Raw genomic sequence first — 14,320 nt, forward strand, 5'->3', positions numbered from 1 at the left:
GAAAAATAAAAAGATTTTAGGTGTTAGTATAGATGAAAGACCTAAACATATTGATGAACGAGAGGAATTTGGTCATTTTGAGATAGACACCGTTCACGGTAGAAAAGAAGAGAGTACTTGTTTATTAACGCTAACGGAAAGAAAAACAAGAAAAGGTATTGTTGTATTAATAGATTTTAGAGATAGTGAGTCTGTAACATATGCACTAAAGAAGATGATAAAAGAGTATCCTGTTGGTATGATTAAGTCAATTACAGCAGATAACGGTGCAGAGTTTTCAACATTAGAAGAATATTTCTCAGAAGCTATGGATATATATTTTGCCCATCCATATTCGGCATTTGAGCGTGGAGGGAATGAGAATTTTAATAAACTAATAAGACGTTTTATACCTAAAGGTAGTTCTATAGATGATTACAATAGGAAGTATATTGAGAAAATTATAGATATAATCAACAATACACCTAGAAAAATACTAAACTATCGAACTGCAAATGAGTTATTTGAAGAAGAGATTAGAAATTTATTAAAACAAACAGCATAGGCGGAGTATAGAAAAAACTCACATCGTTAGTCAGGGGACACTTCGTTTAAACCCTTGACTAAGATGCTTGTTTTTTCTTGTTGCCTATTACGCTGTTTGTTTCAAAAAAATGTGGGGGGGAATATGTGGTCGTTCCCTTTAGATTTTTACTAAAAATTTTTGTCTAATTTGATATTGACATTTAGGAAATAATTATTCGAAAAGTGTAAAAAATAAAAAATAAAAAAGATTTTTTAATAATTTACCATAAAATAGTGGAAAAAAGTGGGAAAATGTGGTAAATTATAGAAGTAAGGTGGTGAAAGTAGTGTTTATAGGTCAATATAATAATAAAATGGATTCAAAAGGAAGACTTAGTATTCCAATAAAATTTCGTGAAGAGTTAGGAGAAAAATTTATTATAACAAGGGGATTGGACTCTTGTTTATTTGGCTATTCACTACAGGAGTGGCAAAAAGTTGAAAGTAAAATAAAATCACTACCTATTACTAAAAAAAATGCTCGTACGTTTCAACGTTTCTTCTTTTCTGGTGCAGTCGAAGTTGAAATTGATAGACAGGGAAGAATAAATCTACCTAATTCGCTGATAGATCACGCAACATTGAAAAAAGAGTGCGTGGTAAACGGTTTATCAAATAGGATAGAGATTTGGGATAAACAACGTTGGGAAAACTTACTTATTGAAAGTGAAGAGAGTGTAGAAGAGATCGCAGAAGAATTGGAAGATTTTGATTTTTAAAATGGAGAATTTAGATGTTTGAACATTATAGTGTGTTATTGAATGAAGCGGTAGACGGGTTAAATATAAAAGAAGACGGAGTCTATGTTGATTGTACTTTAGGTGGTGCGGGGCATAGTTTGGAAATACTAAAGAAATTAACTACTGGAAAACTCTATGCTTTTGATCAAGATAATATAGCATTAGAAAATGCAAAAATAAAATTGGCTGATTATAGTGATAAAGTTGTCTTTATAAAATCGAATTTTGAATATTTAAAAGAAAAATTGTCGGACTTGGGTGTAGAAAAAGTAGATGGTATCTTATATGATTTAGGCGTTTCATCACCTCAACTGGATACTCCGGAACGTGGATTTAGTTATAATTATGATACACGGTTGGATATGAGAATGGATACCGATGCAAGAATCAGTGCATATGAAATTGTTAACGGGTATAGCTATAATGATTTGGTAAAAATATTTTATCGTTACGGTGAAGAAAAATTTTCAAAGAAAATAGCACGAAATATAGAAAAAAAAAGAGAAACTAAGCCAATAGAAACAACGTTTGAATTAGTAGATGTGATAAAAGAATCAATCCCTGCGGCAGCACGCAGAACCGGTGGTCATCCGGCTAAACGTATCTTTCAGGCGATACGGATAGCTGTGAACAACGAATTATCAGTTTTTGAAAATTCACTGGAGCAAGCTATTGATATAGTAAATGTAGGGGGACGAATTTCTGTTATTACGTTTCATTCACTGGAGGATCGTATTTGTAAACAAATTTTTAATTCTTATGCTAAAAATAAAGATATTCCAAAGAATCTTCCAATATTACCACAGAACAGTTTGGCAAAATTAAAAATAATTACTAGAAAACCTATTTATCCAGGTAATAAAGAATTAGAGGAAAATAATAGATCGCGTAGTGCAAAACTTAGAATAGCACAGGTGCAAAGTTAAAATGTTAGGGGAATAAGAAAAAATGGCAACACTAAAAGTATACAGTAGAGAATATGGTACAAGAAAAGTTCAGGAAAAAGTAAAGTTTAATTTATTAGAAAAAGCAACTTACGGAATTTTTATAGGAGTTATTTTACTTGCTAATGTAGTTATGTTAAACTATAAAGGAGAGTTATACTCTTTAAAAAGTGCTCAGCAAAAAAATGAAGTGGTAATTTCAGAAAAACAAAAAGATAATAATGAACAAAAGGTTGTTATTAATAATTTATCATCATATGAGAGAGTAAAAAAAGTAGCAGAAGCACTGGGAATGAAAATTCAAAAAGATAACACAAAGGTAGTGAGATAATTGAAGAAAAATTCTAAGAAAAAGTCTGTAATAAGTTTATTTATAGATAGAGAAAGTCTAGAACGAAAAGACCATATCTCGAGGGGAAGAACAAAAATTGTATTTTTATTTATTTTTGTTTTTTTCTTTGTATGGGTTGTAATAATAAACATAGGACAAATGATGTTGATTGGGAGTGTTCGTGGTCATAATTTAATGGAATTAGCTGATAAAAAATATAAAATAGATACTAACCTTCAACCTAATCGCGGGAAAATTTATGATAGAAATGGTAATATTTTGGCAGATAACATAGAGTCATATAAACTTGTTGCAGTTGTTTCTGATAAGGCAACAGAGGATAATAACGATCCTCATCATGTTGTAGATGTTGATAAAACTGCGGAGGAATTGGCTAAATTTATAAAATTAGATAAAAGCAAAATAAAAGAAATTCTTGAGAAAAAAGGTGTATATCAAGTAGAATTTGGGAGTCAAGGTAAAGATATAAGTGTAGAGAACAAGAAAAAAATAGAGGAACTAAAACTTCCCGGAATACAGTTTATAGCGACCACCAAACGTTATTATCCGAACGGCAGTATGTTAGGGAATTTTTTAGGATTTGCTCAAAATTCACCGGATAGCGATTTAATAACAGGTAGATTAGGTGTGGAAAAAACTTTTGATTACTATCTAAGAGGTAAAGAAGGCCATATAACTTATGATAAAGATGCGTGGGGGAAAGTTGTATCAAATATTCCTAAGGTTGAGATTAAGCCGGTAGATGGTGCGGATATACATTTAACGATTGACAAAAATATTCAAAGCTATATAGATAACAGTTTAAAAGATATTCAAGAAAAATATAAACCGGAAAGTGCTTTTGCTATAGCGGTGAGTGCAAAAACCGGAGAAATATTAGGTTTGGGACAAAGTCCTGCATTTAATCCTAATACTCAAGAAAATCTTGAACATGCTTGGGCAAATATATTTTATAATTCAGCATATGAACCCGGTTCAACGCTTAAAACATTTACAATGTCTATTATGGTAGAAAATAACTTATATAATCCTAACAGTTACTACAAGTCTGGTTCATACAAAGTAGAAGATGCAACAATTTATGACTGGAATAAAACAGGATGGGGAACTATTACCCATAGACATGGATTTCAACAATCTTCAAATACTTTAATGTTAACCCTTCTTCAAGGATTGGGTACTGAAAAGTTAAAAACCGGCTTAGAAAACTTCGGTTTTGGGAAGTCAACTAATTCATTGTTTAACAATGAGGCATCGGGAGATTTGGTGTTTAACAACAAAGTTTCTGCTTCTACAACAGTCTTTGGACAAGGTAGTACGGTTACGGCTATGCAGATGATTCAAGCGGAAACAGCCATTTTAAATGACGGTCAGATGCTGGCGCCATATTTTTTGCAAAAAATTCATGACAAAACTATTAATAAAGATGTAAATATTGGTGGTAAAAAAATAGTAGGAACACCAATATCAAAATCTACGGCTGATATTATGAAAGAAGAATTGTATGGTGTTGTTAATGGACAGTGGGCACAAGGTGGTAGAAGATACCAAGTAGATAATTATAGTATTTCAGGAAAAACGGGAACCGCCGAGGTGGTTGATCCTAAAACCGGTACTTATTACAAGAGTCCATATAAAGTTTTTCATTCATTTTTAGGTTACGCACCGAGCGAAAATCCTGAAGTTATTTTGTATGTTGGAATGAAAGTGCCAACTAAAAATTTAGGAGAAAGTAACGCAAAAGCTGTATCAGAATTATTTAAACCAATAATGGAAAATACTCTGAATTATCTGGATGTTAAGAAAAACTCTGAAGAGAAAACGGAAGAAAAATTCACTATGGATAATTATGAAAACAGCAATGTAAACGCAGCTATTACAGGCTTAAGTGCTAAGACAAAAAACGTAATTACAATAGGTGAAGGGGCAACTGTAACTAGACAATATCCATCAAAAGGTAATATATTTAAAAAAGATGATAAGGTATTTTTAGTATTATCTACAGGAAACATAAAACTTCCTAATTTTAAAGGTTGGTCAAAAACGGATGTATTAGCTTATGCCAAATTATCAGGACTCAATATAGACGTTGAAGGAAATGGATATGCAACAAGTCAAAATATTCAAGCACAAAAAATAGTAACGAAAAATGAAAAAATAAAAGTAAAATTTAGTTAGATATTAATTAGTTGAGTTAAATTTCTTAATTTGGCTAATTATATAAGGAGATAATAATGGATAATTTATTTATCAAAAAGGCAGTTATATTTTTAGCGATTGCTTTTTTGCTAACAGTATTGATGTTACCTAAACTTATTAGGTATTTACATTATTTAAAATTTGGTCAGGAAATAAGAAAAGAAGGGCCGGAAAGTCATAAACATAAAAAAGGAACACCTACAATGGGAGGAATTTCTTTTATATTAGCGATCATCATTTCTTTGATAGTAGCATCGTTTGTTGACTTTCAAAATTTCAAATATTATTTACTGTTTATTTATACGGCAATATCATTTGCGTTGATTGGCTATATAGATGATATGTTGATAGTTGTTAAGAAGAAAAATGACGGCTTATCACCTAGGAAAAAATTAATGTTACAAATATTGTTTTCAGTAATATTCTATGTTTTAATTAAAATTATATATGTTGATATAAACTATATAGAAATACCACTTGTAAATTATCAATTAAATATATCTTGGTTGTATGTATTATTTGTTATATTTTGGCAAACCGGTTTTTCAAATGCCGTAAATTTAACAGATGGGTTGGATGGTTTAGCTTCCAGCGTGACTATTATTACCACTTCCACATTTGCATTGATTGCATACAAAGAAAACAATTTTCCGGTGTTTGTATTTTGTTTAACGATTGTTGGAGCATTATTAGGATTTTTAATTTTTAACAGAAACCCTGCAAAGATTTTTATGGGCGATACAGGATCGCTCGCACTTGGTGGAATGTTGGCAGCTATTTCTATAATATTGCATAAAGAGATAGTATTTCTGTTTATCGGTCTGATTTATATATTAGAGACAGCGTCAGTAATAATTCAAGTAGCTTATTTTAAAAAAACAGGAAAGAGAATTTTTAAAATGTCGCCACTACATCACCATTTTGAATTATCAGGATATGGTGAAGTGAAGACAGTATATTTATTTGTTACTATAGCTGGGGTATCATCAGCTGTTGGGTATTTTATAGGAGTAATGTAAAATGAAAGATTTGGAAAATAAAAGGGTATTAGTTCTAGGTTTTGCAAAAAGCGGGTATGCTACGGCAAAAATTTTAAAAAAATTAAATTTTGATGTAATATTAAATGCCAAAGACGATTTATCCAATAATAAAGAAGCACAGGAATTAAAAAACTTAGGTGTAAAAATAGTAGATGGATCTCATCCGTTATCTCTATTGGAAAATATTGATGTTATAGTAAAAAATCCCGGTATACCCTATAAAATAGAAATATTGCAAAAAGCATTAGAAAAAGGTATTGATATAATAACAGAAGTGGAATTGGCAAGTACCTTATTTGATGTTGATATGGTGGCAATAACAGGAACTAACGGAAAAACTACAACAACTCAGATGACTTATGATATTTTAAAAAAAGATGGTAAAGATGTTCATTTAGCGGGAAATATCGGATTTCCGGTTATTGAGGTTGCCTATAATTATCCAAATTCGTTAATAGTAACGGAAGTATCATCATTTCAATTAGAGGGAACAATTAACTTTAAACCCTCAATAGCAGCAATAACAAATTTAGGAATTGGGCATTTAGATTATCACGGTAATTTAGAAAATTATCATAAAGCTAAAAGAAAAATTTATCAAAATCAAACAAAAGATGATTATTTAATTTTAAACATCAAAGAGAAAGAGAAATTTAATTTAGAAAATATAAATTCAACAGTTGTTTTTTACGATACAAAAGAAAACAATGAAGCTGATATTGATGTAAAAAACAAAAAAGTTATTTATAAGGGTATGGAATTATTTGATGTTAGTAAAATAACTTTACCGGGAAATCATAATATAGAAAATGCAATTAATGCTGCATGGATAGCTTATAAAAAAGGTGCCAGCATAGAAACTATTCAAGAAGTTTTATATAATTTTAAGGGTGTAAAACATAGATTACAATACGTTGGTGAGTATAAAAATATAAAATATTATAATGACTCAAAAGCAACTAATCCCGTGGCAACAACCAATGCTTTATCAGGTTTTGAAAAAAATGTTATTTTATTATGTGGTGGAACTGATAGAGGAATAGACTTTAAAGAATTAGTGCCTTATTTTAATAAAATAAAGATGATGATTGTTGTCGGTGAAAGTAAAGAAATACTTTATAATCTTGCTGTAGCAAATAATGTAAGATGTGAGCGTGCTGAGAAAATAAAAGATGCTACGATACTTGCAAGTAACTTAGCAAAGACTGGAGATACAGTATTACTATCACCGGCCTGTGCTTCTTGGGATCAGTATAAATCTTTTGAACAACGTGGAGATGAATTTATAGAAACATTTAATAATATAAAGGATAGACGGATATGAATGCAAAAAATAAAAAATTGCTTTCAAAAATAAATAGCGAAAAAAAACAGACTTCACTAAAAAAAATTAAAAGAAAAAAACATATCGAATTGATTTTGATAGCCTCTTTATTTTTAATAGTACTTCTGTTTATTGGTTATATGTTTAGTCCATATACAAAATTAAAAAATATAAATGTTTCAGGTTATAATCAAACAACAAAAGAAGAAATATTATCTGCGGGGGCGGTTGATACAAATTTAAGAACTTGGTCAATAAAAGATGATGAAATAGCAAAAAATATAAAAAATAAATATAATATTTTGAAAAATGTTAAAGTAACTTCAAAAATGCCGAACAATATAACTATAGAAGTAGAAGAACATAAACTTGTTGCACAAAACAAGAAAGAAGACGGGCAGTATGAAGTTATAATGGAGAATGGTGAAACTTATGATGGTGAAATTAGAAATAATTACAGTTTACCAATTTTAGAAAATTTTAAAAATAATAGAACAAAAGCTTCAGCAGTATATAAAAATTTGGCACAATTAAAAGAAGAAATATTAAGTGAAATTTCAGAAATAATTAATGATGAAGGGAAAGAAACTATTACCATTTATATGAAAGATGGTCAAAAAGTTAAAGCACTAAGTTCATCTTTTTCTGAAAAATTAAATTATTATGACAGTATGGCTAAATATATTAAAGATAAAAATAAAACTATATTAAACTTAGTGAATGGAGCATATTTGGAAACCGAAAAAACGGATAAAGAAAAAACAAAAAAAATAAAAGATTTATTAAGTAAATCCGGTAACGGGGAGTACACTGTAAATAGTGATAATAGTAATTTCACCACGAAAAATAACACTTCAAAAAATTCAGATAACAATAAAGAAAACAGCACAGAAGAAAATCAAACAAAGTTACAAAATCAAAAAAATTCTAAGAAAAAAGCATATAATCCGTAAAAAAGATTGAAGATAGATAATAAAAATTATCGTCTATTTTCAAATCTTTTTTGTTTATAAGAAAGAAGATATTAAAACTAAATGTTATAGTATTTTAAAACGAAATAGCTGCTAAATAAATTTTTTATTATAAGAAACAAATAATTTAATAAATTTTAATTTTTTTATTGTTTTTGATATTTTTTTTTTGAAATTTGTGTTATAATTTAGTATGTGTAAATAGAATTGGCGAGTATTTACAATTTTATAAATTATATAACTAGAAACATAAGGAAGGAGTGTTTGACTTGAGTTCACAATTATATACTTCGATTGATCTGGGTTCATCTAGTATTAAGGTGATTATAGCAGATGTTGTATATGAAAAATTGAATATTCTCGGTGTCGGTGTTGTAAAAACTACTGCAATTAAGCGGGGAAATATTATTGATGTTGAATCTGCAACAAGAGATATTCAAAAAGCGATTGATATTGCTAAAAGTGAAGCTAATAAGGATATACGATCATTATATGTAGCTGTTCCAAGTATACACACTCATATAAAAAAAAGTGTAGCGGAAATTAAATTTGATACAAAACATGACATAGATGGTAGAGATATAGAAGAGGTAATAGAGGAAGCAAAAATATTACCGTTGCCTAGGGAAAGAGAAGTAGTTCAGGTGATACCGGATTATTATCGACTTGATGATATTGAACGTATTAGAAAACCGAAAGGGATGACGGTTCATAATTCTTTTGAAGTGACGGGGAATAGAGTATTAACTTCTAAAACACATCTTCATACTATTTATAAATGTATAGAAAATTTGAGATTGGACTGTAATGAAACATTTTGCACCTCACACTCATTAGGAGAATTACTTCTAAATGATGAGGAGAAAGATTACGGTTCGGTTATTATTGATATAGGTTCAGGGCTTACAACTGTCAGTTATTTTGAAGATGGAATACTTCAATTATCACAATCAATAGAGCTGGCAGGTGAAGATATTACCAGAACTATATCTGATGTTTTAAACGTACCAATGAAAAGAGCGGAAGAAATAAAGGTAACACAAGGACACGCTTTTTATGATACTGCATCTTCTCAAGTAGTGATAGAACTTGAAAATTTAGAGCCGGATGAAGAACCGTATACTCAAAAAGAATTAGCAGATTACATAGAAGAAGTTGTTGAGGAAATTATTTTACGTTCATTTGATGCATTACGAAAAGCGGGGATAAATAGAGTAAAAGGCAACGTTGTTCTTACAGGTGGAACAACACTTATGCCCGGTGTTTTGGAATTAGCAAAAGATATGTTAAGAAAAATGAATGTCAGAATAGGATCACCTAAAATTATAGGAGCAAATTCACCTGAACTTTCAGTAGTTGTCGGTACTTTAACAAGTAGTTACAAGATTGAATCATTATTTGGTTATCAATTAGTAGACGAGGCTACCACGATAAAAGATACTAATACAACATTTGAAAATGTAAAGGTTATAGAAGAAATACCGAGCGTGTCGGCATCTGAAGAAATTTCAAAGGTGACCGATAGTGCTCATGTAGAAGAATATCATGAAGATAATGAAAAAGAAGACGAAGAAAAAGGAATATTTAGTAAATTAACAAAAATGTACAATTCATTTTTTGAGTAATAATTTAGGAGGAAATATAAATTATGTTAGAAGCATTTGATCAATCAGCAGTAATTAAAGTAGTTGGAGTCGGCGGCGGCGGTGGAAATGCCGTTGATCGCATGGTAGAAAGTGGAATTCAAAATGTAGAATTTATTGCGGTAAACACAGATGCACAAGCACTAAGACGTTCTAAAGCGGATGTAAAGATTCAAATTGGTGAAAAATTAACTAAAGGTCTTGGTGCCGGAGCAAATCCTGAAGTAGGGCGTAAAGCGGCTGAAGAAACCAAAGATAAAATAGAAGCAGCGTTAGAAGGTGCTGATATGGTATTTGTTACTTCCGGAATGGGTGGGGGAACCGGTACAGGTGCAGCACCAATTGTAGCGAGTATTGCAAAAGAATTGGGTGCATTGACAGTAGGTGTAGTTACTCGTCCGTTCAATTTTGAAGGTAAAAAAAGACAAGTACAATCAACAGCAGGAATTAATTCATTAAAAGGTGCGGTTGATACGCTTATCGTTATTCCAAATGATAGATTGTTGGATATTGTTGATAAATCTACTCCAATGTTACAAGCATTTATTGAAGCTGATAATGTACTTCGTCAAGGGGTTCAAGGTATTTCTGATTTAATTAATGTTTCAGGTACTGTTAACTTGGATTTTGCAGATGTAAAAGCCATTATGGCAGATCAAGGCTCTGCATTAATGGGTATTGGGGTGGCCTCTGGTGAAAATAGAGCTATTGAAGCTGCTAAGAGAGCTATTTCTTCTCCTTTATTGGAAACTTCTATTGTGGGAGCAAAAGGTGTATTGCTAAATATCACGGGGGGACCTTCATTAAGCTTGTTTGAAGCACAAGCAGCGGCTAGTATTGTTCAAGAAGCCAGTGATGATGAAGTAAATATGATTTTTGGTACAGTATTTAACGATGAATTAGAGAAAACAGACGAAATTATTGTTACTGTAATTGCTACAGGATTTGAAGAAGATGGTGTAAGTGTAGAAAGAGATATATTACAACAACGTCCGGCACAACCGGAAGCAAGTTCGTTTACTAGCGGTTATGGTAAAAACGAAGTAGAACAAGAAATGTACCCACGTCCAAGAAGACGAGCTAGAAGAGAAATTTAATAAAATGAAATAATTAGTATAGGTAAAAATATCTATACTAATTATTTTGATTGTTAGGTTTATAACGATATGATGCTTTTAGTAATGGACTTTAGTTTTAAATTTATGATAAATTGTAAATAGAAATGTATCGTAAATGCTTATATTACTTCCAATTGGTCTGAAAAAATTATATATAAATATATAATTTTTATAAAACTCTTGAAAATTGTTAGATAATATAATATAATTATAGAAAGTTTGATAAAGACATGATTATTATAAATTGATTAATAGAGAGAAGTTGGTTGGTGAAAAACTTTATGAGATTGTAGTAATTATCACTTTTGACATTAACAATTATATAAACAATGAGTGCTCTTAGTATGAGTTAAGTGAGGTGGTACCGTGGAATATTTCCGCCCTCTCCTAAAATTACTAAGGGTTTTTTAATTTGAAAGGAGCTAACAATGGTAGAATTAAAAGATACTTTATTAATGCCGAAAACAAAATTTCCAATGCGTGGAAATTTACCAAATAAAGAACCGGAATTTTTAAAACGCTGGGCTGAAATGGATTTATATCGAAAAATTTTAGAAAAAAACGCAGGGAAACCAACTTATGTATTACATGACGGACCTCCTTATGCAAACGGTAATATTCATATCGGACATGCGTTAAATAAAATATTAAAAGATTTTATCGTTAAATATAAAAATATGAACGGATTTTTATCAAATTATGTACCTGGGTGGGATACGCATGGTCTTCCTATTGAGCAGGTATTGGTAAATAACGGTGTTGATAGAAAATCTATGCCGGCTACAAAATTTAGAAATAAATGTAAAGATTACGCATTGAAACAAATTGATAAACAGCGTGCTGATTTCAAAAAACTTGGCGTTATTGGAGATTGGGACAACCCATATATTACATTAGATCCAAAGTTTGAAGCTGAACAAATTCGTGTATTTGGTAAAATGGTAGGTAAAGGATATATCTATAAGGGATTAAAACCTATTTATTGGTCGCCATCTTCAGAATCTGCTTTAGCAGAGGCGGAAATTGAGTATAGGGAGCATACATCACCATCTATTTATGTTACCTTTGAGTTAATCAGTGAAAATGGTTCAGTTGAAAAAGGAACGAAATTTGTTATTTGGACGACAACCCCATGGACATTGCCGGCTAACTTAGGTATTGCTGTTCATCCGGATTTTGAGTACCAAGTAATTAAACATAATAATGAGAGTTATTTAGTGGCGAAAGAACGTGTGACGTATTTGGCAGATAAATTCGGTTGGGAAGAATATGAATTAGGTGAAGTGCTATTAGGTAAGGATTTGGAGTATCTATTATGTAAGCATCCATTCTTAGATAGAACATCTACATTAATTTTAGCTGATTACGTCACATTGGATTCAGGTACCGGGTTAGTACATACTGCTCCGGGTAATGGACTTGATGACTATCTTGTTGGTCAATTACAGTATAAACTTGGAGTGTTATCACCTGTCGATAATCAAGGTAATTTAACAGAAGAGGCGGGGGAATTTTCAGGACAATTTGTTTTTGATGCTAACAAAAACATTATTGAGCGTTTAAATGAGTTAGGGTTATTATTAAAACAAGAAAATATCACCCATTCATATCCACATGATTGGCGTACTAAAAAACCTATTATTTTCCGTGCGACACCACAGTGGTTTTGTTCAGTAGAGGCATTTAGAGAACAACTTTTAGAAGCTGTAAACAACACTAAATTTTATAGTGAGTGGGGTAAACCGAGATTATACAATATGATTCGTGATCGTGGAGATTGGGTAATTAGTAGACAACGTGTTTGGGGAGTACCTATTCCTGTATTTTATGCTGAAAACGGTGATGCAATATTAGATAATAATGTTATTGAACATGTAGCTAAAATTTTTGAAACAGAGGGTTCTAATGTTTGGTTCTACAAAGATGCAAAAGAATTATTACCAGAAGGCTTTACCCACGTTGGCAGTCCTAACGGGGAGTTTACAAAAGAGATGGATATTATGGATGTTTGGTTTGATTCTGGTACATCACATCAAGGGTGTTGTGCATTACGTGATGATTTAACATATCCGGCTGATTTATATCTTGAGGGAAGTGACCAATATCGTGGTTGGTTCAATTCATCATTAATTACGTCGGTAGCAGTGTCAGGAGTAGCACCATATAAAGAATTAGTATCAGCAGGATTCGTTATGGATGGAAATGGAAATAAAATGAGTAAATCATTAGGTAATGTTATTTCTCCGAATGATGTTGGTAAACAATTAGGTGCGGAAATTATCCGTCTGTGGTCAGCAAGTGTTGACTATACACAAGACGTTCGTATTTCTAATGATATTTTAAAACAAGTATCGGAAACATATAGAAAAATAAGAAATACTTTTCGTTTCTTATTAGGCAATTTATTTAACGGTAGCTTTGATAATAGAAAAGATGTATTGCCTTATGCCGATTTAGAAGAATTGGATAAATATATGATTCTTAAATTTGAAAAAATTGTATCTAATGTTTTAGATAATTATGAAAAATATCAATTCAATACTTTGGTAAATGAATTAGTAAATTTCTTTAATGTGGAGTTATCTTCATTTTACTTAGATTACGGTAAGGATATTCTATATATTGAAGCGGAAAATTCTCATAAACGTTTAAGTATGTTGACAGTATTATATACAATTTTAAATAAATCTGTTCGATTATTGGCACCTATTCTGTCATTTACCGCAGAAGAAATTTATGATAATATGCCTTATGAAGATGCAGAATCTGTACATTTATTAGATTTTCCGGTTAAAAATATAATCGTTGATGATGTATTAGAAGAGAAGTGGGATAAATTATTAAAAGTAAGAGATGACGTAAATAAAGCGTTAGAAGAAAGTCGTAATGAAAAAATAATCGGTAAATCATTAGAAGCAGCTGTAGAAATTTACAGTGACAATAAAGAAATAGTAGAATTGTTGAAGTCTGTAAATAATTTACATCAATTATTTATTGTGAGTAAAGTAGTAGTTAAGGAAAATGACGGTGTGAACTATGATTATTCACAAGTTAAAATAACAAAAGCAAGCGGTGAACGTTGTGAACGTTGTTGGAATATTGTTGAAACTGTTAATGAAGAACATGTTTGTCATAGATGTGAAAGTATTTTAGCATAGTGCTACAAAAAATAAAGATTAAGAACTTTAATAAAATTTACTTATTAGTATTAGGTACAATAATACATTGATTTGAGAATATACTTTTAAATCTTTTCAAAAATTTAATTTAATAAACTGTGAGGGAGTGACTTAATAAAATCTATTTCTAATGAAATCATGATTTTTTAGTTCCTCCCTTTTTATGAGAAATATATAAAACTCACATGAATAGCAATATAAGATATAAAATCTAATATTTATAAAGAAATAATTATTTTAAATAAT

Annotated in this window: 11 protein-coding genes; all 11 read left to right on the forward strand. The window is 30.6% G+C overall.

Going from position 1 to position 14,320, the window contains the following annotated elements; genetic code table 11:
- Window positions 1–544, forward strand: a 544-nt coding sequence (locus HMPREF1983_RS02295) for an IS30 family transposase (protein WP_021752675.1), incomplete at its 5' end; no start/stop codon positions are given.
- A gap of 307 nt (window positions 545–851) precedes the next feature.
- Window positions 852–1,283, forward strand: coding sequence for a division/cell wall cluster transcriptional repressor MraZ (gene mraZ / locus HMPREF1983_RS02300; RefSeq protein WP_040460839.1), 432 nt, complete (start codon window positions 852–854; stop codon window positions 1,281–1,283).
- A 14-nt stretch (window positions 1,284–1,297) separates the two neighbouring features.
- Window positions 1,298–2,230 (forward strand): 16S rRNA (cytosine(1402)-N(4))-methyltransferase RsmH, encoded by a 933-nt coding sequence (rsmH, locus tag HMPREF1983_RS02305; RefSeq protein WP_021752677.1) that lies wholly within the window; start codon window positions 1,298–1,300, stop codon window positions 2,228–2,230.
- Window positions 2,231–2,252: 22 nt separating this feature from the next.
- A complete protein-coding gene (locus HMPREF1983_RS02310; RefSeq protein WP_021752678.1) occupies window positions 2,253–2,579 on the forward strand; it encodes a cell division protein FtsL in 327 nt (108 codons plus the stop codon).
- 162 nt (window positions 2,580–2,741) lie between these two features.
- Complete coding sequence (locus tag HMPREF1983_RS02315; RefSeq protein ID WP_245576418.1) at window positions 2,742–4,778, forward strand: penicillin-binding protein; 2,037 nt, start codon at window positions 2,742–2,744, stop codon at window positions 4,776–4,778.
- 56 nt (window positions 4,779–4,834) lie between these two features.
- A complete protein-coding gene (mraY, locus tag HMPREF1983_RS02320) occupies window positions 4,835–5,818 on the forward strand; it encodes a phospho-N-acetylmuramoyl-pentapeptide-transferase (protein ID WP_021752680.1) in 984 nt (327 codons plus the stop codon).
- 1 nt (window position 5,819) lies between these two features.
- Window positions 5,820–7,163, forward strand: a complete 1,344-nt coding sequence (murD, locus tag HMPREF1983_RS02325; protein WP_021752681.1) for a UDP-N-acetylmuramoyl-L-alanine--D-glutamate ligase — start codon at window positions 5,820–5,822, stop codon at window positions 7,161–7,163.
- Window positions 7,160–8,116 (forward strand): cell division protein FtsQ/DivIB, encoded by a 957-nt coding sequence (locus HMPREF1983_RS02330; protein WP_021752682.1) that lies wholly within the window; start codon window positions 7,160–7,162, stop codon window positions 8,114–8,116. Before murD ends, HMPREF1983_RS02330 begins: the two co-directional genes overlap by 4 nt.
- Before the next feature lie 278 nt (window positions 8,117–8,394).
- A complete protein-coding gene (gene ftsA / locus HMPREF1983_RS02335) occupies window positions 8,395–9,759 on the forward strand; it encodes a cell division protein FtsA (protein WP_245576419.1) in 1,365 nt (454 codons plus the stop codon).
- A 23-nt stretch (window positions 9,760–9,782) separates the two neighbouring features.
- Window positions 9,783–10,874, forward strand: a complete 1,092-nt coding sequence (ftsZ, locus tag HMPREF1983_RS02340) for a cell division protein FtsZ (RefSeq protein WP_021752684.1) — start codon at window positions 9,783–9,785, stop codon at window positions 10,872–10,874.
- Window positions 10,875–11,323: 449 nt separating this feature from the next.
- Window positions 11,324–14,053, forward strand: coding sequence for an isoleucine--tRNA ligase (ileS, locus tag HMPREF1983_RS02345; protein WP_021752685.1), 2,730 nt, complete (start codon window positions 11,324–11,326; stop codon window positions 14,051–14,053).
- Window positions 14,054–14,320: the final 267 nt, after the last annotated feature.

The organism is Gemella bergeri ATCC 700627 (assembly GCF_000469465.1).
Classification (GTDB): Bacteria; Bacillota; Bacilli; order Staphylococcales; family Gemellaceae; genus Gemella; species Gemella bergeri.